This is a genomic window from Actinobacillus porcitonsillarum (assembly GCF_003101015.1).
In the GTDB taxonomy this organism is placed as follows: Bacteria; Pseudomonadota; Gammaproteobacteria; order Enterobacterales; family Pasteurellaceae; genus Haemophilus_A; species Haemophilus_A porcitonsillarum.
In genome coordinates this window covers 1,613,010-1,639,225 of sequence record NZ_CP029206.1, presented here as the reverse complement: position 1 = coordinate 1,639,225, position 26,216 = coordinate 1,613,010, and the positions used below count along the sequence as shown (strand labels likewise).

At 38.4% G+C, this 26,216-nt stretch carries 37 protein-coding genes; 7 read left to right on the top strand and 30 right to left on the bottom strand.

Features of this window, described 5'->3' with window-relative positions; all coding sequences use genetic code 11:
- Positions 1-8 precede the first annotated feature (8 nt).
- The 19 genes from DDU33_RS10900 to DDU33_RS07855 all read right to left on the bottom strand — a co-directional run bounded on the left by DDU33_RS10900 (position 9) and on the right by DDU33_RS07855 (position 14,833).
- Entirely contained in the window at positions 9-2,804 is a 2,796-nt protein-coding gene (locus DDU33_RS10900; protein ID WP_157951836.1) for a phage tail-collar fiber domain-containing protein, read from the bottom strand.
- Between the two features lie 20 nt (positions 2,805-2,824).
- Positions 2,825-3,352 (bottom strand): phage tail protein, encoded by a 528-nt coding sequence (locus DDU33_RS07930; protein ID WP_108925285.1) that lies wholly within the window; start codon positions 3,350-3,352, stop codon positions 2,825-2,827.
- On the bottom strand, positions 3,348-4,520 hold the full coding sequence (locus DDU33_RS07925) for a baseplate J/gp47 family protein (protein WP_108924290.1): 1,173 nt from the start codon (positions 4,518-4,520) through the stop codon (positions 3,348-3,350). The genes DDU33_RS07930 and DDU33_RS07925 overlap by 5 nt, the downstream gene beginning before the upstream one ends.
- Entirely contained in the window at positions 4,517-4,849 is a 333-nt protein-coding gene (locus DDU33_RS07920) for a DUF2590 family protein (protein WP_108924288.1), read from the bottom strand. Before DDU33_RS07920 ends, DDU33_RS07925 begins: the two co-directional genes overlap by 4 nt.
- Complete coding sequence (locus DDU33_RS07915) at positions 4,849-6,975, bottom strand: phage tail tape measure protein (protein ID WP_108924286.1); 2,127 nt, start codon at positions 6,973-6,975, stop codon at positions 4,849-4,851. Before DDU33_RS07915 ends, DDU33_RS07920 begins: the two co-directional genes overlap by 1 nt.
- Positions 6,976-7,000: 25 nt before the next feature.
- Positions 7,001-7,171 carry a DUF6890 family protein gene (locus DDU33_RS10895; RefSeq protein WP_157951835.1) on the bottom strand — a complete coding sequence of 57 codons (171 nt, stop codon included), beginning with the start codon at positions 7,169-7,171 and terminating at the stop codon, positions 7,001-7,003.
- An 8-nt stretch (positions 7,172-7,179) separates the two neighbouring features.
- Entirely contained in the window at positions 7,180-7,491 is a 312-nt protein-coding gene (locus tag DDU33_RS07910) for a putative phage tail assembly chaperone (RefSeq protein ID WP_108924284.1), read from the bottom strand.
- Between the two features lie 16 nt (positions 7,492-7,507).
- The gene (gene lysC, locus DDU33_RS11045) at positions 7,508-7,720 is read right to left on the bottom strand and encodes an Rz1-like lysis system protein LysC (RefSeq protein WP_420807418.1); all 213 of its coding nucleotides are present in this window, start codon (positions 7,718-7,720) and stop codon (positions 7,508-7,510) included.
- Positions 7,689-8,000 carry a hypothetical protein gene (locus tag DDU33_RS07905; protein ID WP_125121619.1) on the bottom strand — a complete coding sequence of 104 codons (312 nt, stop codon included), beginning with the start codon at positions 7,998-8,000 and terminating at the stop codon, positions 7,689-7,691. The genes lysC and DDU33_RS07905 overlap by 32 nt, the downstream gene beginning before the upstream one ends.
- 13 nt (positions 8,001-8,013) lie before the next feature.
- Positions 8,014-8,559: a lysozyme gene (locus tag DDU33_RS07900; protein ID WP_108924280.1), complete on the bottom strand. Its 546-nt coding sequence runs from the start codon at positions 8,557-8,559 to the stop codon at positions 8,014-8,016.
- Positions 8,546-8,785, bottom strand: a complete 240-nt coding sequence (locus tag DDU33_RS07895; RefSeq protein ID WP_108924278.1) for an HP1 family phage holin — start codon at positions 8,783-8,785, stop codon at positions 8,546-8,548. The genes DDU33_RS07900 and DDU33_RS07895 overlap by 14 nt, the downstream gene beginning before the upstream one ends.
- Positions 8,786-8,907: 122 nt before the next feature.
- Positions 8,908-9,360, bottom strand: a complete 453-nt coding sequence (locus DDU33_RS07890; protein ID WP_108924276.1) for a DUF2597 family protein — start codon at positions 9,358-9,360, stop codon at positions 8,908-8,910.
- A gap of 3 nt (positions 9,361-9,363) precedes the next feature.
- Positions 9,364-10,494: a DUF2586 domain-containing protein gene (locus tag DDU33_RS07885; protein ID WP_108924274.1), complete on the bottom strand. Its 1,131-nt coding sequence runs from the start codon at positions 10,492-10,494 to the stop codon at positions 9,364-9,366.
- A gap of 15 nt (positions 10,495-10,509) precedes the next feature.
- Positions 10,510-11,199 (bottom strand): hypothetical protein, encoded by a 690-nt coding sequence (locus DDU33_RS07880; RefSeq protein WP_167390539.1) that lies wholly within the window; start codon positions 11,197-11,199, stop codon positions 10,510-10,512.
- Complete coding sequence (locus DDU33_RS07875; RefSeq protein ID WP_108924271.1) at positions 11,196-11,672, bottom strand: phage tail protein; 477 nt, start codon at positions 11,670-11,672, stop codon at positions 11,196-11,198. Before DDU33_RS07875 ends, DDU33_RS07880 begins: the two co-directional genes overlap by 4 nt.
- Positions 11,660-12,112, bottom strand: coding sequence for a head completion/stabilization protein (locus DDU33_RS07870; RefSeq protein ID WP_108924269.1), 453 nt, complete (start codon positions 12,110-12,112; stop codon positions 11,660-11,662). The genes DDU33_RS07875 and DDU33_RS07870 overlap by 13 nt, the downstream gene beginning before the upstream one ends.
- On the bottom strand, positions 12,112-12,942 hold the full coding sequence (locus DDU33_RS07865) for a phage terminase small subunit (RefSeq protein ID WP_244175309.1): 831 nt from the start codon (positions 12,940-12,942) through the stop codon (positions 12,112-12,114). Before DDU33_RS07865 ends, DDU33_RS07870 begins: the two co-directional genes overlap by 1 nt.
- 8 nt (positions 12,943-12,950) lie before the next feature.
- The gene (locus tag DDU33_RS07860) at positions 12,951-13,979 is read right to left on the bottom strand and encodes a phage major capsid protein, P2 family (RefSeq protein ID WP_108924265.1); all 1,029 of its coding nucleotides are present in this window, start codon (positions 13,977-13,979) and stop codon (positions 12,951-12,953) included.
- A 2-nt stretch (positions 13,980-13,981) separates the two neighbouring features.
- Entirely contained in the window at positions 13,982-14,833 is an 852-nt protein-coding gene (locus DDU33_RS07855; RefSeq protein ID WP_108925281.1) for a GPO family capsid scaffolding protein, read from the bottom strand.
- A gap of 206 nt (positions 14,834-15,039) precedes the next feature.
- Between DDU33_RS07855 and DDU33_RS07850 the strand changes: the two genes are divergently transcribed.
- From DDU33_RS07850 to DDU33_RS07835, 4 genes are all read left to right on the top strand, one after another.
- A complete protein-coding gene (locus DDU33_RS07850) occupies positions 15,040-16,845 on the top strand; it encodes a terminase large subunit domain-containing protein (protein WP_108924263.1) in 1,806 nt (601 codons plus the stop codon).
- Positions 16,846-16,889: 44 nt separating this feature from the next.
- Complete coding sequence (locus tag DDU33_RS07845) at positions 16,890-17,876, top strand: phage portal protein (RefSeq protein WP_420807417.1); 987 nt, start codon at positions 16,890-16,892, stop codon at positions 17,874-17,876.
- Between the two features lie 74 nt (positions 17,877-17,950).
- Positions 17,951-18,226: an Ogr/Delta-like zinc finger protein gene (locus DDU33_RS07840; protein WP_108924259.1), complete on the top strand. Its 276-nt coding sequence runs from the start codon at positions 17,951-17,953 to the stop codon at positions 18,224-18,226.
- A 302-nt stretch (positions 18,227-18,528) separates the two neighbouring features.
- Positions 18,529-18,744: a hypothetical protein gene (locus DDU33_RS07835; RefSeq protein WP_108924257.1), complete on the top strand. Its 216-nt coding sequence runs from the start codon at positions 18,529-18,531 to the stop codon at positions 18,742-18,744.
- A 19-nt stretch (positions 18,745-18,763) separates the two neighbouring features.
- Here the strand turns inward: DDU33_RS07835 and DDU33_RS07830 are convergent, their stop codons facing one another.
- The 11 genes from DDU33_RS07830 to DDU33_RS07775 form a co-directional block, all read right to left on the bottom strand.
- Positions 18,764-19,228 (bottom strand): hypothetical protein, encoded by a 465-nt coding sequence (locus DDU33_RS07830; protein ID WP_125121618.1) that lies wholly within the window; start codon positions 19,226-19,228, stop codon positions 18,764-18,766.
- Positions 19,164-19,619, bottom strand: coding sequence for a nucleoside triphosphate pyrophosphohydrolase family protein (locus DDU33_RS07825; RefSeq protein ID WP_108924253.1), 456 nt, complete (start codon positions 19,617-19,619; stop codon positions 19,164-19,166). The genes DDU33_RS07830 and DDU33_RS07825 overlap by 65 nt, the downstream gene beginning before the upstream one ends.
- A 10-nt stretch (positions 19,620-19,629) precedes the next feature.
- Complete coding sequence (locus DDU33_RS07820; RefSeq protein ID WP_108924251.1) at positions 19,630-19,890, bottom strand: hypothetical protein; 261 nt, start codon at positions 19,888-19,890, stop codon at positions 19,630-19,632.
- Between the two features lie 70 nt (positions 19,891-19,960).
- A complete protein-coding gene (locus tag DDU33_RS07815; RefSeq protein WP_125121617.1) occupies positions 19,961-20,206 on the bottom strand; it encodes a hypothetical protein in 246 nt (81 codons plus the stop codon).
- Between the two features lie 68 nt (positions 20,207-20,274).
- Positions 20,275-20,499 carry a hypothetical protein gene (locus DDU33_RS07810; protein WP_108924248.1) on the bottom strand — a complete coding sequence of 75 codons (225 nt, stop codon included), beginning with the start codon at positions 20,497-20,499 and terminating at the stop codon, positions 20,275-20,277.
- Between the two features lie 10 nt (positions 20,500-20,509).
- Positions 20,510-22,861, bottom strand: a complete 2,352-nt coding sequence (locus tag DDU33_RS07805; RefSeq protein WP_108924246.1) for a replication endonuclease — start codon at positions 22,859-22,861, stop codon at positions 20,510-20,512.
- Positions 22,862-23,147: 286 nt separating this feature from the next.
- Positions 23,148-23,354 carry a hypothetical protein gene (locus DDU33_RS07795; protein ID WP_108924242.1) on the bottom strand — a complete coding sequence of 69 codons (207 nt, stop codon included), beginning with the start codon at positions 23,352-23,354 and terminating at the stop codon, positions 23,148-23,150.
- Positions 23,345-23,551 (bottom strand): hypothetical protein, encoded by a 207-nt coding sequence (locus DDU33_RS07790; protein WP_108924240.1) that lies wholly within the window; start codon positions 23,549-23,551, stop codon positions 23,345-23,347. The genes DDU33_RS07795 and DDU33_RS07790 overlap by 10 nt, the downstream gene beginning before the upstream one ends.
- Positions 23,548-23,805, bottom strand: a complete 258-nt coding sequence (locus DDU33_RS07785; protein ID WP_108924238.1) for a hypothetical protein — start codon at positions 23,803-23,805, stop codon at positions 23,548-23,550. The genes DDU33_RS07790 and DDU33_RS07785 overlap by 4 nt, the downstream gene beginning before the upstream one ends.
- An 8-nt stretch (positions 23,806-23,813) precedes the next feature.
- Complete coding sequence (locus DDU33_RS07780) at positions 23,814-24,035, bottom strand: regulator (RefSeq protein WP_108924236.1); 222 nt, start codon at positions 24,033-24,035, stop codon at positions 23,814-23,816.
- Positions 24,019-24,228 (bottom strand): transcriptional regulator, encoded by a 210-nt coding sequence (locus DDU33_RS07775; protein ID WP_108924234.1) that lies wholly within the window; start codon positions 24,226-24,228, stop codon positions 24,019-24,021. The genes DDU33_RS07780 and DDU33_RS07775 overlap by 17 nt, the downstream gene beginning before the upstream one ends.
- A gap of 147 nt (positions 24,229-24,375) precedes the next feature.
- Between DDU33_RS07775 and DDU33_RS07770 the strand changes: the two genes are divergently transcribed.
- From DDU33_RS07770 to DDU33_RS07760, 3 genes are read left to right on the top strand one after another with little or no spacing between them, the layout of a single operon-like run.
- A complete protein-coding gene (locus DDU33_RS07770) occupies positions 24,376-25,065 on the top strand; it encodes an XRE family transcriptional regulator (protein ID WP_108924232.1) in 690 nt (229 codons plus the stop codon).
- A 4-nt stretch (positions 25,066-25,069) separates the two neighbouring features.
- Positions 25,070-25,915, top strand: coding sequence for a hypothetical protein (locus DDU33_RS07765; protein ID WP_108924230.1), 846 nt, complete (start codon positions 25,070-25,072; stop codon positions 25,913-25,915).
- A 35-nt stretch (positions 25,916-25,950) separates the two neighbouring features.
- Positions 25,951-26,214 (top strand): YdcA family protein, encoded by a 264-nt coding sequence (locus DDU33_RS07760; RefSeq protein ID WP_108924228.1) that lies wholly within the window; start codon positions 25,951-25,953, stop codon positions 26,212-26,214.
- Positions 26,215-26,216: the final 2 nt, after the last annotated feature.

Genomic DNA, 26,216 nt, shown 5'->3' with positions numbered 1-26,216 from the left:
ACGGCCCCCTAATAACCAATCGCCAAAATGGAAAACAAACCTACATCTCCACCACGTGCTTGAATTGAAAATCCTGTGTTTGTTATATTTGTTGTACTAAGATAAACCGTATTTGTTCCGCTATCGTTAGTATCTGTCGCCAGCACGGCAAAACATTTATTTGGAAATGCAATAGGAAAGCTAAAATCCCCGCCCGTATTTGCGGAATATGTTGCCCACTGCATAATTCTCCCACTAGGCAAGCGCTCCCAGCCATTCTCAGTGAGCGATTGAGTGAACAAATCCTTAACCCACTTGGTTGTTGCGCCAAAATCTCCATACGACTCAAGCGAGGGTGTTACAAGATTAAGCTCACTCCATCTTAAGTTCGATTGCCCTAGTTTGTACAAGTTATCAGCGAGCGGGACGAAATAGCCATTGGTTGTAAAACCAGCAACGCCCGTGAATGTGCTACCATCCCACCAACCAAGGCGCAAGTACTTGCCTTTATCCACAGCAATATGCCCATCGCTGTTGTTGAATCCTGTCAAAGTGATTGCTGGATTGGTGCTTTTTTTAACAATCTCTAATTGATTGTCTTTTTGTTTTTGGAGCTTGATATATTTTTGTTCTGCAACATCCCAAATATACTTATGCCCTGACTTATTAAAATAAGTACAGCCACTCATACCTGTTACAGATTGATGACCAATATCTACGCCACCATATAAGTTAAACACTCGGCGGTTATACATTTCGACCGACACGTCATCGTTGCCAAGTCCAACGTTGTCATTGGTAACGAATATTTTGGTTGTCCAGTTCGACGAACTGTCTAAGTTTAATGCACTATCCCCGTGATTCAACGCTAAACGGATTAAAGGTTGTCCGTTATTTTGCCCTCTCACATTGAGACCGTTGATTTGTACGGTATTGTTACCTGAGTTTTTCTTCACAACGGTTACAGGTTGTGGTACAGCACTTGAAACATTATTTACTTTTACCACACCATTAGCAGATGTCAGAACTTCAATTAAAGCATCGCCCTCTTTTCGTTTAGATGCGTCTCTAAAATGGATATTATTTAAAACCACCTCATCAGCTTCGGTGCTTACGGAAATGAACGCATCATTAATTTGTTCTGCAATCAGACCATTTAAAACAACCTGTTTATAGCCATAGATTCGAATTAATCTTGGTTCGGTATCATCATTCGCCATCCATAATGGGTTTTTAACTCTAATATTGGTAAATTTAATATTATGAGCAAGATGCTCTTGTCCACTACTTACTTGAGATTCGCCAATGTGAGAGGCTTGAAAACCAATAGTACAGTCTTCCGCCTTGCAATTCTTAAACGAAATATCACAAGCTGGCATTGTGGTATTATGACCTTTTGCCTGATAACCGCAGCAATGTCCCACAGATAAACAGTTTTTAAAATTAATATTGAAGCTACCTTCATCTGCTTCAAAGCCGTGATTATTATTTGCAGGTGGCAAAATTTGACGATCACGATAACTGTAACAATGCTCAAATGAAATATAGCCACTGTTGTGCGTGGTAAAGCCATCATCACGCTTTGCATTATAGGCTTGGCAATTTACCACTCGCCCATAAAGCGATGGTCCTTGTGAGGTGTGGCTAATATTCCCATCATTAAAATAAACTGAAGCACTGATGTCGAAGCAATGCAGTACGCCATTTTTCGCAACAACATCTTCGATTAAGAAGTTTCGTGTTGTTACCAAATGAACGCAACTGCCTTGGTCTTCGGCACTCATTGCTGAACTACGATTCTGATAGTTTCCATCAACCGTGAAGCCTCTTAAAATCAGATTTTCAACATAATTTGAGTGTTCAGTTCTTGTGTTATTCTCGGTAGTTATCGTATTTTGTGTTGGAACGACACCATCAGCGGTTTTGATAATGGCATTATGGCTTTCCCCTAGCAATGTCATATTCGATTTGAGTTTTAACTCTTCTGACACTAACCAAAGCCCATTTGGAATCACTAGCGTTCCACCGTTATCAAGTGCTTGAATGGCATTGTTAATTTCCGTAGATTGAGGAATGTTTTGCTTGATACCAAAATCGTCGAATGTCAAGGTTTGCGTGTTAATACGCTTCCAGTGCTTACCATTGGCAGTAACGATAGTCGTTCCGCCATTGTCTGCTGTGGTTTCATCTACCAAATCCGCATAAAACTCACCACCGCCTACATTACTGCCTGCATAATAACCTCGCACTAAAATACGTTGATTATGTTCGGTTGGCTCAATAGTGCGGAGTTGTGCGATGCTTTCGCACTGCCCAACCATTCCGAAACCGGCTGGAGATGAGAGATAATCTAATTTGTTATTGATCGTTACAAATTCATTAGTAAAATCTACTTGCCACGATTCGGCGGCAACATTAATTTGTGTTAATGCTTTTGCTCCGCTGAAATGTAAGATAATGTTACGGGTCATAGAGTTGCCATAGGTTTTACCTTTATTTTTTCGTTTTTTGATTGTATCGGTAAAACAAGCAACAGCTAAGACATTCTCACTTTTGTTGATTAATCCAATATAGTTAAAATCAAAATCCCCAACATTTGATCCTAGTACAGCGGAGTACACAACTTTATTTTCATCAATATAGCCGGCACGGCTAATATCTACACGATGCACAATTTCTGTCGGCATGGTTAAATAATTCTGCAAGTTATCAGCAGTTAATCCGCTGATATTACAAAAAATCATTTGGTCAAAGACTACCGGTTGATTCTTTGCTGTTTGCTGTGCAACATATTTTTCAAAATCTGAACTTGCTAACATTGTCATAATGTTAATTTCCTTTTTTGTTATAATTTTATTTCAAGTTCGTCACAGTAATAAGAGTGACCAAATTCTGCATAATGCAAATAAATTTCTATGGTGTTCTCGGTCAAAAACGAATAACGCCGACAAGTTCTGCCGTACTTACGAATAATTTCATAAATCAGCTGATCGTTTTGCGATAATTGTCCATCCGTTAGAGTCAAATGGATAATGTCAAAATCAAGTCCTGTGATACGTTCTCTGATTTCTATTTTACCGATACCTAACCGCTCAAAAATATTTTTAAATCCGATGACACTACCGGCTTCTTGAGCGTTGATATATGCATACTTCACACGTTTTCTAAACAATGACAAAGGTTCATTTTCAAACCGTTCGATATCACGCTGATAAGCGATTAGATTTAAAATAAATTCACTACATTTTTCTTCGTCAAAAATAAGCAATGGGGTTTCAAGTCTTTTAATCTGTAATTGCCACCATTTTTCAAACAAATCGGCAATTTTGCGTAATTCGCCTTTATCCATCCAAAACGGCAATTTAATTTTAATCATCCTTTGCCTCTAGTGTGATTGACTGCAAACGAGGGATACTCAAATCGCTTAAAATATCGTGTTGTTTCCATTCGATAGAGCGAATTTCCGGGTAAGCCTCGTGAATTTCTTCTCCCAATTTGGAAAAACTAAATCGGGTATAAGGATAGGTTTTTGTCACTTTAAAATCGTTATTCTCTCGAAACGCACAGCGGATCATGTTTTCTACATTTTGTTTGATGTTCTCTTTTTTCGTTTGGGTCAAAACATCCGAAGTTCGAAAATAGATTGTTAAGGCTACATCGTGAAAACTATCTGGGATTGAAAATGCTCTAATATCATCACCGTGACCGTGATAACCTTTATCCATTAGATAATCATTTACCGTGTTGATAAAAACTTGTGACGGCATACCAGTATCAAGCAGTAAGTAAATATTGGCTGTTCCCGGACCTCTCGGCGCATCGTGTAAAAAATAGATACGATCAACGCTAATGCCGGTAATTTCAGCCACGATAGATTTATAAACGCTATCAATGTGATGCTTGCCAACACTAGAAAATTTAATTCGATAACGCTCTCGTAGCTCATCGTCTGTTTCTTCATCCGCTCCGGGGATTTCAAGCCAACCATCGGTATTTTCAGCTTTTAAAATACCGGAAACCGCTTTTGGCAAAATACAATAATAGCCGCCGGCTAAGTTGTATGAGCTACCGGCACTTTCTGCAATAACCGGTACTTTGGCACTTAATTGACCTCGTGGGATTATTACGCTTTCTGTTGTCGATACTTTATAAACCACTTCGTTGATTCGTTCTGTTTGAATTACCGTGCCGACCGGAATTTCAATTTCTAAACTTGAAGATTCTTTTGTGAAAGTCACAGTACCTTTTGCCTGAGAAGCCGGCTTTGGTTCAATACCAACCTGCCACGCTAAAATTCTTAACCAAGCCCCTTTTGCTGTTTTTACAAACAAGTTCGGCACAATCTCATTAATCAACGAATCAGTAAGCCACTTAACCGGATGAACTGCTACGGCAGTAATTAATCGCCAAAACGGCGACATTCGGCTTGTATTAGTGATTAAATTTTCTTGTTCGGTTAAGTTCTCAAACTCTTGCCGGATTTGTACTTCATCTACCGGCAAACCGCTTTCAACTAGGATTTCTTTGAAATTTTCACTCATAGTAAAATCTCCTGTGCTTCAATGTTGCCGAAATCATAAGTTTCAGCGGTAAGTAATAATCTACGATTATTTTCTTCTGTAATCGCTACGGTTCCCGGTACAAGACGTTCATCTTCTTCAACAAGTAAAATGATCTGCAGTAAAATATCTCGTCTTAAAATGCGGCTACGCTCGGCGATAAGCTGTGTAGCTAAACCGCTTTCTAAAATTGCGTGCTTTACATCTTGAGCAATAGATATTCGGTTATCACAGATAATCGGCTGACGACCGCTGTCTAATGTAATGTCCTCACCGGTAATCAATAAATCTAAGTAAAGTTTCTCACGCATTACGCCATTAACCCCGCATTGTCTTTAATTTGCTGTGCTAATTGACGTGCATCTGTCGCTTCGTTTACTACAATCGAACCGATATGCACGGTTTTGCTATTGTTCTGATTCATTGTCATATTTTTACTGACTGAACCTTGCGGCATAGGTTTTACTTCTGCTTGTGTGCTTGCCGGCAGCGCAAAATGCTGACCGTTGCTATTTGGTTTTGGTAAAGCTGTCGTATTTTGTGCAGAACTTGCAATCGTTTGAGCTACGCCGATTAAACCACCACTTACCGGCTTATTATTTTGTTGCACCTCTTTCACCACAGGATAAAGAGGAATTTCAACGCCAATCATGCTACCGAGTTTATTCGCTTGGGTGATAAGCCAATTCAAGGTATTAATGAACATATTTTTTAAGCCATTGAAGATACTAGTGAAAATATCTGTCACACCTTGAGCTAATGCGCCAAAAATTTGAATAGGATCACTATTTTGCCAACCTTGGACTACGCCTTGCCATGCTGTAATGATTGCATTTGCAACCCCTTCAAAAACATCCGCTACAATCTCAATACTACTTGCAATTAATTCAATAATTCGGATGACTCCGTTCAACCCATTGGCAACGATAATACCTACGGCTTCACCAATAAATCCAAACACCGTCATACCATCACTAGCACCAAAAATCGCATTAAATAAAGATACAAAAGGCGCTCCCATGCGAATCAATGATGTTTTAATTGTGCTTAATGCGTTCATTAATGGTTCTGTTGCAATGCCTACGGACTTAAAACCACTAAGAAATTTAGCAAACATTGCTGAAAATTGGTTTCGTAATTTGTAGATTGTCGCCCCTAACAAAATAACGCCGCCGACAAAGATCGCCATCGGGCTAATTAAAGCAATAAGAGATACTTTAATTGCGCCAAAAATACCGCTAAATAAAGTTAATGCTCCGGCTATTGCAGTAAACCCAAGTAATGCAATTGTTGCATAACCAATCCAACGGGCTATATTCCGATATGTGCTTAACCACGTTGTAAAAGCTTGTCCCATATCCGCTAGTTTGTTAAACAATGGCCCAAATTTTTCAAGCAACGCGGAACCGATAGCTATACGGATATTGGTAAGAATATTTGATAATCTAGCAAATACATCTACATTTGCTTTTGCTCCAGCGTACACTTCCTCCATGCCATTTATCGCACCGATATCTTTAATGGAGTTTTTTAAATCTTCATTCTTTCCGATTAACGTTTGCACAAAACCAACAGCTTCTGTTGTGCCGAATGCTTTATTCAATTCTGCCGCTTCAACGCTATCGATCACATCACCATATTTTGCTTTTAATTTGTCTAAAATTTGAGGTGTACTTAATAAGCGTTTATTAGCGTCTCTAAAATTAATACCTAACTTATCCCCAGCTTTACCGACTTTATCAATAAAGGCACGATATTTTGTAGCGGCCACTCCAGCATCCATTTCATTATGTAATGTACCTAAAATAGCAAACTGCTCATCAATATTCGCACCTGCTTTTGTTGCTGTATTACCTAATGTTTTAAACGATTGAGCAATTTTTGCACCATCTGATTTAAATTTATTTGCTGTATATGCAGATTTACCCATCAGGCGTTCAGCCCATTTGATTTTATCGGCTTCTTTTGATGCATCTAAAACGGAATACATTGTGCCTAGGTAATCAGTCATGGTTTGGGTTTGGGTTTGTGTTGCTTTACCGGTTACTGCTGATAATTCGGTAAAGCTGGCTAATTCTTCGGTGGTTAAGCCGTCAATCGCTGATTTAATATCATAGGATGAGTTAATAAAATCGGTTGCGGCTTCGCCCCACGTATTAGAAAACTCCATCGCACGTTTACGCATTAAGCGTAACCCTTCCTCGCTTTCGCCTAAGCCTTTGATTTTGCCTAGCTCGTTACTCATCGCAACTGCCGGTGCAAATGCGTTAGCAATACCGGCTCCAGCACCAACAATACCGGCAACACCAACACCGATTTTTGTCATTGCGTCACGACCTCGGATCCCGATGTCATCAATCGACTTCATAACGCCTTTTAGCGGTGTAGATAGCTGATCGTTTAGGCTGATGATGTACTCTAATCCCTGAATTGCCATAAAAAACCTATAAAAAAGGCATTGCCTAAAATACTTGTGCAATGCCTGTTGATACTGAATTAGCTAAATTTTCAAAATATTGCTTGTTTAGCCAAATCGCCCGGGCGAGGTTATACTCGCTATTATCTGCGTGTGGTAAATAATGCATCCGAAGTGCAACGGCTTGCGAAAAGCCGTTACGCTCGATAGCTTCCACACGCAATGCTAGTTTTTTACGGTAATTTCAACTTTCGGCACTAAGACTTTATTGATCGCACCGGCAATTTGGAATGCTAATCCCGGCACATTAATCACGGTTAATAAGTCATCACGCTGTTCACGCTTAATGCAAGTGAGTAAATAATCTTTAATCGGTGTAGTTTTATTGCCGCTTTCCACTTCATTTACCATCGTGTCGTATGCTGCATCATCACGGTTAAAGGTAAAATCAACACCGGATACAGTAATTGTTACGCTATCTTTTACGTTTGCAGTTAATTTTTCTAAAAGAGTTTGAGCTTGGTTTTTATCGGTCATTGTTAATTTCCTTGGGTTATTTTTGGTTATTAAAATCGGTAATACATTGTGTAACGGCTTCATAAGCGATTACACAGACATCTAATTTATTGAGTGCCTCATTTAAACTTTGTACCATTAAACCATTTGTTTTTACTTGCGGATTAATGTTTCGGCACTCTGTCGTTTGTGGGCAAATCAGCCTTGTTTGTGCCGTTTTATTTTCGTTGCTCGAACAAGCGGACAACATCATCAGGCACAGGAGTATCACGCCACTTTTGATTTTGTTCATTTGCTAACACCTCTTGTAACTGCTGTTTTCGAGCTTCCGCTTGGTCATTCACTGAAGCCAGTTTTATATGTAGTTTTGTGATTTGTTGCTGATATTTCTGCAACATTTTCTGATTATCATTGTATATCGTATGTAATTCAGTTAATTCTGTTTGAGCTTGTTTTGCTTTGTTTTTGTAATGAACTATTACGGCTGAATTTACCAATAAAGCTACGATAGAAAATATAAAAATACTCATTTTAATATTCATACTATTTCTTCATACAAAATTCAGTTTCTTTTGCTCGACGAGTGACTAAACCTTTTAGCACTTTGCCACCGGATTTATTAAAATCATTAATATGCTCACACATTTTTTTAAAATTAAGTGCTTGTGCATATTTATATAAAGATGTCGGCACACGCTTACCGGCAGATTTACTGTAATAGGTCGTTGTCCCATAGCAGCCAACATTAAAGACTAGTGATGTCATGGCATCAAATTGCCCTTGTGTCATTTTCTCACCATTAAATTTTTGGTTTACGCACTGTTCTGCAATTTTGATGTTATCAATGTAATCACCGGCAATTTCTTCCAAGGTTAAAAAACGACCTTGTGTAACATTGCGAGTGTTACCGATGCCATCCGTCCAAACATCCGCCGAACAACGATAAGGTGTTCTAGCACAACCTTCTGCGTTAGCAATAAGTGATAACATTTCTTTACTGGTGCGGATTTCACTTGCTTGAGGTAATTGATGTAAAACCGCTAATACTGCAACCACAGAACAAGCGATAAACTTTTTAGAAATTTTCATCGCTTACTCCAAGTTTTTTCGCTTCAATGCGTGCCGCTAACATTTTGTAATGTAACTCTTGCTTACGTAGTGCGATTTCATCTTTATATTTTTTATATGCAATTAAGACGGTAAGCGCACCGAATAAAATCCCGAATAATGCTGCCCATTCGGACACATTCAGTCCGGATAAAAAAGCAACTAACGAGCCGATAAACGGGACTGACCCTTCAAATTTTCCGTTCATTTTTTTTATTTTTTCTTTCTCTCATTTATAAGGATTAGGGGCTAACTCGCTCTTTCTTTTATTATTATTGTTATGTGCAGTTTTTCGAGTTGCCCCTAAATTCTGTTAGCCGATTAAATCAGTTAGCCGATTAAATCACGTGTGTCTTCATCGGAGAGATAAGGCACTCCATTGATTCGGACAAAATCTGGACTGGTTACAAAAAATTTTACTTTTTTTGTGGTTTTTGAACCGCCCTTTGGATCAATGCTCAATAAATCGGATAGCACCAATTTATTACCGAACGTTTCCACCTTGTCACGCACGCCACCACGCATAGCGAAAAACACAAAATCAATTTCAGGTAAGCCACGATAACTACCAGCAGCGGCTGCTGCGGTTGAAATTTTCTGGAAATTTTTTGCATCTAGCTCAATTTCGCCTTCTGCGGATACATCACCGCTGACCCATCCATCCGGAATACCTCGTGTTTGTGCCACAGCAGAATTATCCGTAATACTTAAAGAGATATTTTCAGCGTGGACCGGTAATCCCATAAAGCTGAAATCAAAACTCATACCGGAAATACGTTCCATTGATTAACCTCCTAATGTTTCTAAATCTAAGAAAATATTGACCGTGATGTCTTTCGGGCAATCATACGGACGTACTTTGATATAAACAGCGACTTTTGTTTTGCTATGCCATGTAATCGTGACCGAATCTTCTGTCGGCGGATAACATTCGCCCGGAAATTCTTTGCCGTTTACCGTGGTTGATTTGCTCATATCACGGAGCGGTTTAGCAAAATACTGTTTGTGGTATTCAGTACTGTAAGCGGTCGAATTAAATGAGCGGTCTGCAATTTTAGCGATCGCCAACAAACGTACTGCACGTGCTGCTTTATCTACGATTCGCACATTTTCAATAGATTGATAATCGCCACCGTCAACATCTAACGTTCTGCCGTCCGACCAATAGTAGCCCTCATAATCCGGATACCACATCGGTACGGAATAACGGGCTTGTTCTAATGCTTTTAAGTGCGATAGATTTAGCTCAGCACCGTCTTTATCTTGCGGTTTTTCGCTACTGCCCATATCCAATAATGCACCGGTTAATACACGACTTGGACTGTCGGCAATCGATACAGCACGATTTGCCAAACGACCGGCAATGACACCGACATCATTACCGAATAAAGTCGGCACAAGCATTACATGATCACATACTAAGGTTTTTTGTAACGTGGTAAGTTTTTCTACATATTCGTCCCAACTCTCACCGGAATCTAATTCTTTATTAATCGGCTCAATCGCTTGAATAAAAAACGTTCTACGACCCAGTTTTGCGACTAGTTGCGAATATAAAGTTTGCAAAGCATTGATTTTTTCTTTATCAACACCGGTGGTATAGGTGTTTACCGCATATTCAAATGATGCGATAGCGTTAGCTTTTTCTACGGCTTTTACGAAATCATAACCGCTTTCGTCTAAAATATAGGCGTGAGCTTGCCAATTTTGACCGGCGTTACTCATTGCGGCCATAACTTGTTTTTTTAAGTTGGTATCGTCTTCGCCGAAAATCTTGTCAAAATCACTGTCCGGAGAAAGTGAAAACAATTTACCAGCATTTGTCGTACCAATCCCGACAAATAACGCATGGCGTTCAATTTCAGTGGTTTCTCCACTTAATTGATTTAATGTATTAATCTGTACGCTTGGGAACATTCTTTTGTCCTCTTGTTATTGTTTTTGGGTGTATTTTTGAATTTCTTCTAAAATAATCTTTGCATTTTCTTCTTCACGGGTGTCTAAAAATGCTCGTTTTTCAGTTGGAATAATCCATTGCGTTAAACCTTTTTTTGTGCCTGTACCATATTTTTCTTCGAGCTTACGAATAATCAAACTTGCTCTTGCACGGTTTAATGTCTGTTGAATCTCTCTAATACCCGGTCGGCGTTGTCTTTTGCTACCGTCTTTTTTGGTTGCGCCCGCCACCGTATAGCCTAAATCTCTTAATTTTTTTGCTTGTCTTGCCGTTGCAGGGTCTGAAGGTTTACCTTCTTTTGTTATGCTTTGCTTATCACTTTTTTTATGTAAGTGATCGAGACCTTCTTGATGTTCCGTCGCTATTTGCCCGGTTCTATCGTGACGATAAAATAATCGCCCTTTGCTTTCATGTTCCGCTTTGCTGTTCGCTAATTTTGCAATTCGGCGTAACATTTTAGCCGTACCTTTTTTACGTTTTTTCCAACTTGTGCCTGTTGGTTCACGTTGATTTGCCGCATTGGATACTGCTTTACGCTTTATCATTTGCAAAGTGCGAATTAGGATTTCACGTTTCTTTTTTGCTGGTAATGCAATAACCTCTAAGTCTTTTAAAAATGCATCTAAATCTTTTTTATCTAGTCCCATTTTTATGACTGGTTTCATCGGATTACCTCAACATCAATTTCTTCCGCATAGTAGATTTCTATTTCATCTAAGCGGTATGATTCGCCATCTATGACTAATTCTCCATTCGGGTCTTTTTGTGCTGTTAGCGGCTCTTGAAAATTAATCGTAAAGACTAAATCAGCGGTTTTCTCGTCTAAAATATCTAAATCTATATCGGTTTCGTATAGATCAAGCCGTTCTCTTATCACGTCATTTTCATCAAGCCATACCTGAATCATTGCCATAATTAACGGTGCGGATATTTCCCGATAGGGGAAAGCCTCAAACCATAACACCGCATCATATTTAATATGAGCAACCTCTAAGCCTAAATCTGTCACATTTCGCCCGACATTCATTAGCTTTGAATTATCCATCCACGAATGAAAATTACCGTGATAACGTTTAGGTAATTTGGTAAGTAAAAAATCCGTTAATTGTTGATACAGAAATTTTCTTACACTAGACATACGCTACCCCTTCTTTTGCCTTTTAATACCCGAATCGCATGAGTGGCTTCAGCTAATAGGCTTTTTTGTTCTTCTGCATATTGTCGGTTTTCGTGTATTTCACGGGCCGACAACGTGTTAAATTCTGGTAATAGTTCGTGCTTTGCTCTTGCAAACACAGCTTTTTTATAAAGTGTTTGAACGTAGTTCTCACCGCCGACGGTTTCAGATGAAATATCCGCAACGGAAAGAATACCGTTCGTTTTATGTCGTTCTACAACTTCTGTGAGGTCTAAATTTACTTGTTGGATAGCGGAAACTAACGAGGCTTTAACCATTTCAACCGGAATTTGAAAAGGGATTGCACGCTGTTTCTGAAATTCTTGTACGTTGATATTGCTCCAAAAACCATTATTGATAATGGTAATATCATCATATTCCGTATCTCTGCCATTAAACATTATTCAGCCTCTGAAAGTGGGCTAGATTTAAGTTTTTCAATAAGTAACGGAAAATTAATTTCGACTTTATCCAAACTTAAACTAGCCACTGGGGGGAATTTTTCGGGGATATAATCGCCCGTTTGTTGCAATGCGTTTAACCGCATCACGCAACGCTCTACCATATTTTTTACGCCGACTTTGTGATGAAGCTGAAATGCTCTTACACATAATTGAATGGCTAAAATCAACCGCATAGGATCGCTAACGCTTGCAGCGTGTACTCGTCCTAGTTCATTTCTCAGCAATAGTGCCGCCGCTAATTTGAACCATTTTGCGGTAACCATTTCGTGCAACTGCCAAGACATCGCCACGTTTTGCAAAGTCTGCGTAAAATATGGTTCAACGGATTGCCCGGCGGTTGCGGTTTTATCCGTCCATTTGTAGATTTGGTCTGCGACGAAGTGCGGCAGCGTAGAAGCGAAACCATCGGGCAACGATTGACCTTGTTTGATTGCTTGTTCAGCAAGCGATAATGCCCGGTCAAAATTACCAGTATCAAACAAGTAAATGATGCAATAGCCCACAATGTCATTTTGATAAACCTCGCCTTTGTTGAAATAATCGTCCACAAACGGGAGCCAATGCGGAAGAAATACATTGCGTTTCTCTTCCGCACGAAGTTCTAATGTAGGTAATGCACGAATTCGGTTTACATCATTAACCAAAGCAATTTGTAACACGGAATAATCGCTTCCGTGCTTGGCAACTACCGCCTGTTTGGTTGCAGTATCACCATTGCTTTGTTCAATTTCCTGTAATGCTCGCATTTGAGCTTGAAATTCACGCATTCCCATAATTATTTATAGCTTCCGTCTGCTTCTAAAAGTTTTACATTTTTAAATTCAATCGCTGCGAATTTGCTTGGGTCTTCAACCACATAGCCTTCCATTCGCCAGTATGAATCTTTAACCGCTTTTAACTCGTCATCGTCTTTCATACCACGACGCACGCTGTTTTCTTGCGTATAGATTGATAGGTTTTTAAGGCTAGTTACTACCGCTAAACGTGGTGGCATATTTGGCACTAACATTGCCTTCATACCGCCGAAGGTTTTCATTAAATCTTGGGTATTTAATGCAGCTTTTTCGGTAGCAATTAAGCCATTACCTTTATAAACAAGGCTTGCCTCTTTACCGACTAAATCTGAACCGACCAAGAAAACTAAATCACCAGCATCACGATGCACTTCGGCCAAACCTTGTTTTAAGTCGTAGGCTAATTCATCAAGGTTTTTATAATCGCCTTCGTCACCAAAAATGCGGATTTCACCTTCATTTTTGCCTTTAGTTAAAATTTGGGTCGGTTTATTCTCACGCACAAACTGTAACCAACCTTTATTTACATCAGCAAGATTACTGTCTTTCGTATCTGTTGCTACAGATTCGCCGTAGAAACCGATTTTAATCATATCTAAGGCAATCTGACGTTGAACATATTCAGCATAAAGGCTTGCGAACTGTTCAGATAAATGCCCCCATTGGCTGATTTTAGTCCAATGGATTAACACGCCTGAATCGGTTTCGGCTAATTTGTACTTATAGCCGTTGGCACTGACTTTCTTGCGGAAACGGCCTTCTGCTTTACGGCCGGTAATACCGCCTTCAGCCGGACCATAAATGAGATCACCTTCAACATCTTTTACCGTGATAACATTGATTTGCTCTAAGAAATCCGAACGGCTTTGAATGTTACCAAGCAATACAACCGCTTTTGATGTTTCGATGTTGTATTGCTTACCTGCTAACGCTAAATTTGGGTCTGCACCGTAAAAATTAGCTGCGTTAGTTACTAAAGCATAAAAGAGTTTTGCTGCTACACTATTCATTCTTACACCGCCGTATTAAATTGATTGTCTGCGGCGGTTGGTACGCCGTTTGGTACTGGTGTTTGTACTGTGCTTAACGCATCAAATTTTTTATTTAAATCGGTTACCGCACAAATTAATTGATTAAATTGTTCAGCCGTTACGCCTGTTTCCGTTTTCGCTTCTTCGGTTTTCGGCGTTTCCGGTTGCTTCGGTTCTTTTTCCGGCTCTTGTACACTAAAGTGTTTTTCCACTTTTTCGGTTAAACCGGTTAATGCACCAAGCAACTGATTAAATTGCTTCTCATTCATTGATTGTTCCTCTTTGTTGTTATTGTTGTCTGGGGGTTCTTCATGCTTTTTGAAGAACTCTTTCATCGTATTAAAAAAAGACTTTTCTTTTTCGTGTTCAGCATCTGCCAAAGTTAATGTGATAGGCTGATACTCACCTGCGATAACATTAGTTTGTTGTTGGCTGAACTGTAATTGTGTCGTTCCTACTGATGCTGGTGAATCTGTTACACCCAAACCAGTTAAATAAGCTTTACCTGAATTACGGAAATTCGGGGTAATCTCTATACTAGAAAATAAATATTGACCTTGCTTATTAGCACTAATTAAGAATTCGCTTGGAGCTAATATCGCAAAAAGTTTTAATTCATTATTTATTTCTTCTACTTTAACTTCCAACACTTGCCCGCAATTAAACCATCTTCGATGATCTGGCCACATGTTTGCTACATACAGTTCTGTACTGTATGTTTCCGCAATATCTAATACTTCTTGTCGTGTTATATTGCGGCCATCAACGGTCGAACCCGATGTCGCAATACAAATAAAATCTGTGCGTAACTTGCTTTTATTTACCGTTGTCATAACTACCTTTGCATTTTTCTCTTCGCCTTTAATACGCTTATTTTTGCTGATTCTTTTGTTGATTTCATTCAGCAAAAATCGGTTGTATTCGGATAACTTTCTTTTTTGATCCTTATCCGACCATATCCGAAATTTAGTGGATTAAATTCGTTGTTTTACTTGCCAAAATACCGCCTAAAGTCCAATAACAATAAGAATTAAGTGATATGACTGAGAAAAAATTAAGGGTGCGTAAATCGAACCGCTATGACGATGAAACGATTTATGCCGCCAAATTCTTGTATTTAAAAAAACACACGCCAAAAGAAATTGCCGCCGAACTCGGCTTAAATTCAACTCGCCCCATTTATTACTGGGCTGAAAAATATAATTGGCGAAATTTAATTAGCGAAAGCGGCATTGAAGAATTGATTGCATTACGTATCGTGACACTCACGGAAAGGGAAGGGAAAAGCGAAAACGAAATCAAAGAACTAAATGCGTTAATTGATAAAGACTTAGAATATAAAAAGCTACGGGCAACTAAATTTGCTAAACAATCAAAACAACAAGCGGTCGAATTTGGTGAAAGTTTTGCAAATTTTGCCGATAGCGGTGACGGTTCAAACAGCGAGAAGAAAGAGAAGAAAAAACGGATAAAAAATGACATTTCTCACATTACGCCGGAGATGTTTCAGCCGTTTGTTGATTCACTTTTTGCGTATCAGAAACATGCACGAGCGAACAAACACCAAGATGTACGTAATATTTTAAAATCTCGCCAAATCGGGATGACCTATTATTTTTCGTTTGAAGGATTTGAAGATGCGGTGCTTACCGGAGATAACCAAATTTTTCTTTCTGCCTCAAAACGTCAATCGGAAATTTTTAAAAACTATATTGTAAAAATGGCACGGCAATATTTTGACGTGGAATTAAAAGGCAATCCGATTATTTTAAGTAATGGTGCAGAACTACACTTTTTAGCGACAAATGCTAATACCGCACAGGGAAATAGTGGTCACGTATATGGCGACGAATACGCCTGGATTCGAGATTTTGACCGCTTTCACGATGTATCTTCGGCGATGGCAACCCATAAAAAATGGCGTGAAACCTATTTTTCTACACCGTCGTCTAAATTCCACCCGTCTTATGCTTTTTGGTCGGGCGATAAGTGGAAATCGGATGATCCTAAACGTAAGAATGTCGTGTTTCCAACCTTTGCCGAATATCGTGACGGCGGTCGAGTTTGTCCGGATGGTACTTGGCGATATGTCATCACGATTGAAGATGCACAAAAAGGCGGTTGTGATTTATTCGATATTGAAAAACTGAAGCAGAAATATAACCGGCACGTATTTAACCAGTTATTTATGTGCGTTTGGATTGATGATGCGAACAGTATTTTTAAAATTGGCGAACTGCTTAAATGCGGTGTCGATATTACAAAATGGAAGGACTTTTACCCAGCGGAAGATCACCCCTTCGGCTTACGTGAAGTTTGGGCCGGCTACGACCCGGCACACAGTAAAGATGCTGCGTGTTTTGTGATTATTGCCCCACCGATTTTACCTAAAGAAAAATTTAGACTTTTGGAACGTCATCAATGGCATGGGCTTTCTTATAAGTGGCAAGCACAACAAATCAAGGCTTTATTTGAAAAATACAATATCAGTTATTTGGGGATTGATGCGACTGGTGTCGGTTACGGGGTTTATGAAGAAGTAAAGGAATTTGCACGCCGTGAAGCCGTACCGCTGAATTATAACCCCGAAGTTAAAACCGGTATGGTACTAAAAATGCACGATTTGGTGACATCCGAAAATATCGAATGGTCAAACAAAGAAATTGATATAGCCGCCTCGTTTTTGATGGTTAAACAGACCACAACAAAATCAGGCGATAAAACAACATTTATTGCGGAGCGTACAACGCAAAATCAACATGCCGATGTGTTTTGGGCGATGTGTAACGCAATTAATAAAAAATCATTAACAACAAAAAAACGCCGTAGCAGCTGGGGAACTTAACAATGGCAAAGAAAACAATGCAACAAAACAATAATAAAAACTCAATGAGAGTGTTCTCTTTTAGTAATCAATCCGAATTGACCGCCGCTCCGGCGTTAGATTATGTCGGATTGGGATTTGATGATCATTATAATTGTCATTTACCGCCGATAAATCGCTATGCGTTAGCTAAATTACCTTTTCAAAATGCACAACACGGCGGTATTTTGCATAGCCGAGCAAATATGGTAAGTAGCGGTTATTTAGGAGGTCCGGCATTATCCCGAATGGAGATGAGGGCAACTTGCTTAAACTTAATTCAGTTCGGCGATGTAGCTCTATTAAAATTGCGTAACGGATTCGGACAAGTGGTTAAATTACACCCATTGTCCTCACTTTATACACGTGTCCGTAAAGACGGTGGTTACTCCTATCTGATGAAAAAATCGTTATATGATACGGCTTCGGAAATTTATCAATATGATGCAAAAGATATTATTTTTATTAAGCTGTATGACCCGATGCAACAGGTTTACGGGTCGCCGGATTATGTCGGCGGTATTCAGTCTGCATTATTAAATTCAGATGCAACAGTATTTCGTCGCCGTTATTTTAGTAACGGGGCGCATATGGGATTTATTCTTTATGCGACTGACCCGGATATGTCGGAAGAAATGGAAAATGAAGTAAGAGAAAAAATAGAAAAAACAAAAGGTGTCGGTAACTTTAAATCTATGTTTATCAATATTCCCGACGGTAAACCCGATGGTGTAAAACTGATTCCTATCGGCGACACCGGTACAAAAGACGAGTTTGCTAATATTAAGAATATATCTGCTCAAGATGTGCTAACGGCTCACCGTTTTCCACCCGGTTTAGGCGGTATTATCCCGAATAATACCGGCGGATTAGGGGATCCGTTAAAATACCGCGAAGCCTACCAACTTGATGAAGTAATACCGTTACAGGAGATAATTGAAGAAGCCATTAATAGCGATTTTGAAATCAGAAAATCGCTACAAGTCAAGTTTAAAAAAGCGGAAACTGAGTAAGAAATTCATATCAAAAATTAGCTAAATTTGCTATATTATTCAATCAGTTAAATAATTATAAAGGTTTTGATATTATGGCTAAAATTTTAGATATTTATTGCGATTGTGGCTCTAAAGCCGTTGTAACCAAGACTGAACGTATGCACAGCAATTTAAAAAAACTGTATTGTACTTGTAAAAATCCGGATTGTGGTCATAAATTCGTGATGAACCTAGAATTTAGCCATACGACGACATCAAGCAAATTAACCAAAGACGGTTTAATCAAATATTTACTTGGCAAATTATCCAACGCCGACAAAAATGAATTATTAAAAATAATCGGTTCCGACAACCCTAATCTTGCATAACAAAAAGCCCGCAATAAGCGGGCTTTTTTATTGAAAAATTTGCAAAAAATTCTTGCTTTGTTATTATAATCTAGATTATAATAATCACATCTAGCAAGGTGCTAGAAACAGCAAACCCCACGCTGTATAGAGTGGGGCTTACAAATGGAGCTAGGATATGTTCTTTAAGCTTGCAATCCTAGTTATCTTTTTAGCGGTAAGCACAAACGCTTACTAGTTAGGTAGATAACCCTGCGGGGGGACTGGTACTCCCCCCAACGGCTCCAATCATAATCAATCTGATAAAAAAAGGCAAATTAAAAATGGCAAATGCAAAAACAGAACATAGTAAAAATTTACGCTCTGCAGCAGCAAAAGCGCACACAAAAAAAATGCGTGAAAGCGGCAAAGTAAAACAAATCGGCTTATCATTACCGACTGATCTTGCCATTGAATTTGACGCGATTTTATCGGAACTTGGCGATAACAGAACATCAGGTATTAAAGCTTTGTGCGAGTTTTATCACCGATATAAATAAAAAAGGGCGAAAGCCCTTTTTATTCGAATAAAAAATCACGCCTGTACCCCAAATAGTTCTTTGAATCTTTCAGCTGGAGTATATTTCTCATTAATTGCATTGTCCAAAGATTCTGAAAAATTTTCAGAATTAAATCTAAATCCCAAATTAGCTTTTTTTTTGAAAACGTGAAAACATAATTATTATTCTGTCTGCTTTTATAATTTGTCCGCATTGAGTATAAAATCACACAATAAATTATTACTCCTCCTATTCCTTTTTTAATAAGGGTTTGGTTTTTATCTCTTATTCCTTTACAAACATCACCAGCTTCAATAATTAAATTTAATTTATGATTTTCAATATCATTATTAAAAAATCCGTTTTCATTTGCAAAAAAATAATATCTTCTTTTAATATATTCATACGCCACCCCAAGTCTAAACAAACCTCTCAAGATTTGGCTTGAAATAATGCTTACCTTTTTCAATTTTGCCGTAGTCATTAAATACTGGCTTGCCATCCTCAAATTTACTGTCGTTGCTATCAGCGACTTCTTTCAGTGCTCCTTGGATATTAAATCCAAACATATGCGCCACGCCAATCGCTGTTACAATCTGATCGCAAAGTGCGTCTAGCAATTCAATTTTTTCTTTTTCGCTCAAGTGCTCAATAAACTTATTGTTATTATCAAATTTTCTCAAATGTGCTGATAGTTCAAAAAGTTTATGGCCGGCACAAAAAAGTCCTTCAAACAATCCTAAACATTCCAGCATTTCGGCTACTTCTTCAAAATGACAACTGATTTGTACGCGCTGACTATCAATTGTTGGGCTTGGTACTGCCGTTTTAAACCAGTTTTCGATTTGATTAAGATTAATAGTATTTTCGTTCATATTAAAATCCTTATTGTTTTCGCCAAGCCAAATTAAATTTATCTAGTATGCTTGATTCACATATTCTTGTTTTATCAACATATCTGATTCTGCTACCAGTCATTGAGAATCTAGAACCAAACACTTTAATTTTTACTCTGCCGTCCGGCATATCTTTAATAAAATTACAATACATCAAATAGTCGATATATGCTCGTCCAAGACAATGAGTACATTCTAATAAATATGCTCCACTCCATTCTTCCGGCGGCTTTGTTTTAGTAATTTGCATAAATTATCCTTTTTTCTAGTTTTTTATCCTGTTTTTCAATGTTAGCCAACAATAAAAACAGGATAAAATTTTAAAAATACACTTTAATTTTATGATAAAGCGCTTTATCAATTAGCATAAATTCATCGGTGCGTTTGCCGCCATATGCTTCGGGCCAGCAGTACGTAGTAAAAAATGAATCTTCATCATAAACAACTAACCCGGCGGTTAAAGCGTCCTGTGCTAAATGCTGAAGAACAAAGTCGGCAAGCTCATCTTCCCAAAATAGACCGGCACGACTTAAATCAACGGATTCCGGCAGTGTGTTATTTTTCAAATATTCTTCCGAACGCCCGACTATATATCTTATGCAACTGCGTTTCATAACCACCAACCCAACCATAGTTATTTATCTTCATCCCACATATCTACAATATTAAAAGGCTTAAACAAAATCGAACAGACTCCTTTCAAATCCCAATAACATTTATTTTTACCTCCATCTTTTCCAATCCAATAGCCTACTAATGGATATTCAAAATCTTCTGGGTATTTACAGATAATAAATCCTTTACAACCATTCGCTAATTTAACTGGTTTTCCATTCAATCCATCTTCGAGTACAAACATATACAGTCCTTTACTGATAAATATATTCTTTATGCTCAATCAATCGCCCACGGCTATATGTGACGCTCATTTTTATACCGCCGAAAGTGCCTAGTGGTAATGATTTTCCGTTCAATAAATCGTCTATTTGCTGTTCAGTAATTCGCCCTCGCATTACTAACAGTTCATTTCTTAAACGATTTCTTTCTTGTTCACTAATTTGTACGTTTTTTAACCCCGTACAGTTACTGACACAAGTCCAAGGGGCGATGAGATCGCCCAATAAGGCTTGAGCCTCTGCGTTAAACCCTAACTTTTCGAGTTGGGTTGCTTTTATTTTGGCTTTCTCTTCTGGTGTTGCATTGGCGAGTTTCTTTTGCTGTTGTAACTCGTCCCAATTTCGAGGCTTCACGCCGATTTTCCAGTCTTTTAGACGCGTTGTAACACGTGCGCCGGTAAACGGATTTATTAATCCATTCACTTTTAATGATTCTTCTTTGTACATTGTGTAGGCCGCATTGCCGTTTTCGTCAATGCGTGGCGCGTAAACTAAACGAGCGAATAAATCCGCACGTTTAACCAATGCGCCGCCTAATGTTTGCGTAAAGCCTTGCCAATCGCCTTCGTTAGCAAATTGGCGCAATGCCTCAAGTTGTTCATCTTCTATTTCCATATCGCCCAAACGGCGCAATTCACGCCAAACACTGACGGGGGTGTTGCCTAGCTGTTGGAATTGGCGAATACCCCATAAAGTTGACCATGCCTGCACGGCTGCTGCGTTTTCTTTGACTGAAATGTTGGCTTCATCGGATAAATCGCCATCCATACCGAAGCCATCAATGTTTTTAGAAACGTATTTGATCAGGTAACCCGTTGCTGTCCCTTGTTTTTTATCAATGCGTTTAAATTTGCAACGGTATTTTTTTGCACCGGCTTCTGTGCCGTCCTGTGCTAGCGCATAGCTCAAAATGATTTGGCGTAGCTTGTCCATGTCTTCAGGGCGAGTAAACAAAATTAAATGCCAGTGCGGCGTTGCGTCTGCGTGAGGCTCTGCAACTCTAAAGCCATAGGTTTGCACACCTTCACGGTTTAATTTGGCTCGAATTTTCGCCCAAATACCAACAAGGTATTTCTGTGTTTCGAGAGGGCTTGCACCGTTCCATTTCGGGTTAATGTTGCCCGTTTTGGATAACATGGCGTGATATTTAGATGGTGCGGTTAAGGTAATGAACCACCCTTCATGCCCTTGTTCATCGGCGTATTTTTCATAGCCGTTCATGCGGGTAAGCAACTCTAGTCGCTTAATTTTTGGATTTGATGCGGATTTTAACCAGCTATCAAATAAAGAAAGCTGTTCCTCCGGCTCGGCGATATTGGTAATGATCATCGCTCGAATGTATTCAATATTCGCTTTGCGTTGTTCGGTAAATTCTCGCAAGCGTGCATTTGAACAGTACGGTCTTAAGGTGTTTACCATACCGCAAGCAATGGCAAGATGCTCTTTCATGCGCTTGGCAATGATGGACAATTTACGCGCCCACCATTTTTCGCAAACCATTTTTAGAAAGCCTGTTTCAAGTTCTTCCGGAGTGATGTTGCCTTTTTTCGCTTTACGTTGATAAGGTGCATCGATTTCTAATTCATTCACTTTAGCTTGCATTTGGCGATAGCAATCAAGCAACACAGCAAAAGCAGTATCGCTATCTACGGCTTTATGATGTGTTTGCGCTAAGGTGTTTTCTTGTAGCTGGCGCAACTGATAGGCAACGGCAAGCGCAATCTCTTGGATTTGCTCTTTAGATTGATAAGCAATCGGGCGCACGCCATGCTGTTTTAAATAACGACCACTGTTTTCCAAGCGGCTAATATGCATCGGGAACTTTACACCTAAACGTTCAGCGTTTTTTTTGATTTTTTTGACCGCTTGTTCCGTGGTTACACCGGCTTCAAAGTAAACATCTTCGTCCAGCTCCGCTAAAAAGGTTAAATCTTGCTGACCTTGGCGCAAGAACGTAAAAACATCGCAATACTGGTCTAGTACGGCTTGAATACGTGGCATTTTGATAGCCATTTCTCGTTTGAACCAGTCGGCGGTGTCATTGGTGCTTAATGTTTTGAGTTTGTTTTTATAGGCTCGCCCGAAGTAGTCCGCTAACGCTAACGGCAGGCGGTCAAAGTAAGATTGGCGTAAGTCAAAATGAGTAGGGTCAAGCTCAAAAAGTTCATGCTGAACCATCGTCTTGCCCTGCATTGAAGGGGTTGCTTGATATAAATAATGATGATTGGGTTCTTCTGCAGAATTATCTTGTACAACAGTCATCAACGGAGTGATACCAATTTCCGTTGCTTCGCTTGTGGTAAGAATCCAATCATTATGATTCATCTGATAAGAACTCCATTAAAAGTTAAACAAAATGCTTTTTCAAGCAAATTAATGTTCTGTCGGTCTTTTAGGGTAAGGAGATATTTTAAATTTCCCCACCATCCAAGTTCATGTTTAAGTAAGTACAGTAATAGCACATCACTTTCACTGTTTGCGATAACTTCATCGTTATCCACAAATAACACGTACTTTCTGCGTAGCTCATAATACTCAATGCGGTAAATTTTTCCGCTCGGGGCTTGCCACTTCGGATAAATGTGCGTGTAGCCTTGTTTTAATATTTTTCTCATCTGCTTGTTATGGTTATTTTTAAATCTGCTTTTTTTGTGATGTCGCATAGCATTTCTTTATTTTCTTTTTTCCAAACATCAAACAGTTTATTTAGCGCTCTATCTAAATTTGCTGTATCAAATATCACGACACCTTTTTCAGATAATTGATACCGGTTATCTATTTTTTGTATTTGGTATTGATTAATGTGTATTAATGCCATTTGATGCCACCTTTTAATTGCGTAAGTTGATTTAAATAAAATTTCGCCGCGTCTGCGTAGTAGCAATAACGTTGCTGATCTTGTGGGTTTCCAGTTCGACTAAAACGAGCTGAAAAACTATTGCAATTACGTTTTGCTACTTCATAGCGGATTTCCAACAGATTAATTTGTTGTTGCTTAGAACATGATTTATTCATATCAACCCACCAGCAATCTTTGCTTTTTGCTCTAAGCGTTGCAGAGCTTGTGCTTTTTGTTGTGTCGATTTTTGTTTCTTTTGATATTCATCGAAATCTTTTTTTTGCTGTAGTCCAAGTCTTGCTAGACTTGCTACATCGCCTTTTACAATTACGCCCATTTGAATGTATTTTTTTATCCGCTTACGGGCTTTTTTTAATTCCTGTTGTATTAACGGATGTAACACACAATCGCTATTTATTGCTTCTGCCATACAAACTCCTAATACGGTTGAGTTAGTGCTATTTGCCAGTAAAGGGCTAAATTCACTAAAGGTTTTTCTTTTCCTTTCTTTGGCATAATCGGGATATTACCTTTAGCAACCTGTTCCTTTACCCATTCTTCGGACATTCCGACCATTTCTGCGAACTTTGTGTAAGTTACTGCTGGGGTGGCTGTACCTAACTGGATGACGATTTGATGTTCTTTAAATTCTGTTTTCATTCTCCAACTCCTCACAAATTTCTCTAATTGTCACTTTGCCTTCGGTGGCTTGCTCAATTCTGAGTAAATACTTGCTGTCGATACCACCGCCTTTAAGCCATTTATTAACTGCGCCATGAGTCACTCCACAGGCTCTTGCTAGTGCAATTTTTGAGCCACAATACTCAATAGCTTCTTTAATTTTTGTATTCATTTTCATCCCCTGTTACTTAAGTGTCGCAATATTAATACCTAAGTATTAATATTGCAAGCACTTTTGTATTTTACTAATACTTTTTTCTGATTGCTTATGTGATACTTTAGTATTAAATTTTTACTTAAAATATTATTGAGGTATGAAATGACAACATTAAGTCAAAGACTAAAAGCCGTTTTACAAGCATCAAAAACATCTCAAAGTGAATTGGCTGCGAGAATTAATATTACTCAAGGTGCTATTGGGAAAATTATTCGTGGTGAAACATTAAACCCAAAATACATTTTAGAAATCGCAGATGCGCTAGGTGTGTCAGTTGAATGGCTGAAAACAGGAAAAGGGGATGCGCCCGATTTTGCAAATCTTGCAGAAAAATCGACCGCTTATAGTGAACATCAAGATAGTAACATTCGATTAGAAGTGCTTGATGTTTTCGCTTCTGCTGGAAATGGGGCGTTTGTTGGTGATTTGGCTGAACTCACTCATGCAATTGAATTTGAGCCGTCATATTTTGCACAGCTATTCCAACGTTCGAATAGCCAAGGGCTTGCGATTATTAATGTAACCGGCGATTCCATGGAGCCGACTATTTGTAGTGGTGATTTGCTGTTTGTCGATACTAATAAACCGATGTACCAAGGTGATGGAATTTATGTGTTTAGCTACAACGACATGTTATATGTTAAACGTTTACAGCTCGCTGGCGATAAATTACTGGTAATTTCCGATAATCAATTCTACCACCCATGGGAAATCACTAAAGAAAATGAGGGAAAACTAACTATTCATGGAAAAGTCGAGTTTTCACAGATGAAAATTAAGAAGTTAGGTTAAAGGAATGAAAAAAAATCTCTTAATCGGCTTCTTAATTACTTGCATCATTCAGGAAATTTTTCAATTTAATGATACAACCATTGTAATTTCTTGGATCATTATTACTTTCCTTTGTTGCCGATTTAATATTATTGAATTAAAAAATAAGCTAGTACCTGAAAAACATAATATATTTGATGATTCATCTAAAAAAACAGAGAAGCCTATTAAGGATTTTTATACTTTATGGAAAGGAAAACCCTTTACTATATCCTGCCGATTAGATTCTGAACCTAGAAGTAAAGAACATTCATGTTATCAATATGGATTAAATTCAAAGGGATATGAAAAATTAGTTTGTAGAAATATTAAAGGTGAAGAATATCTCCTTGACCTTGCAAGTATTAATACTGCGTTATTATACAAAAGTAAAAGATACTATGATATTGATGAATTACTTATAAATATATTAGGCAAAGATACTTTCTTTTCTACTATTGAGAAAAAACGTACTCTTATTTATGAGGAAATTCAAGAGCATAATGAAAAGGTTAGACAATCCGAATTACTTGCATATCATCTTAGAAATGAAAGTAGAACCGTTATATTCCCTTTTTCAGAAAGAGAAATCTCATTTTCTATCTTTGGTGATTATTTCGATAAGTCATTACCATCTAACAATATGAAATATACTTTAATTTGCTCTGGTTTATATGGGTATCCCGATACAAAAGAGGTGACTGCACTTTTTGGTAAAGATTTAAAACAAAAAGATGTGATTATTCGTATTAATGCAATTAGAACAAAAATTACTCTTGATAAAAAGAAATATTCAGTTCCTGAATTTATTGAATTAGCAAAGACATTCTAATCATCATTTTTTAATATCGATTAAAGGATAACACTATGAAAAAATTTATTTCTTCTATTCTACTCGCTACATCTTTAATAATTGTTGCTGATTCAGCTATGGCTGAACGTGGTCGCCAACCGTGTTCCGGTAAAAAAGGTGGTATTTCGCATTGTTCCGGCGGTAAATTTGTTTGTAACGATGGGTCTATTTCCGCATCGAAGAAAAAATGTAATCGCCCCAGCAAAGAAATTACATTTAGTGACTTGTTAAGCAAAAAAGGTTTTCATTCTCCGATTCGTGAGGTTATTAAAAGCTAGTT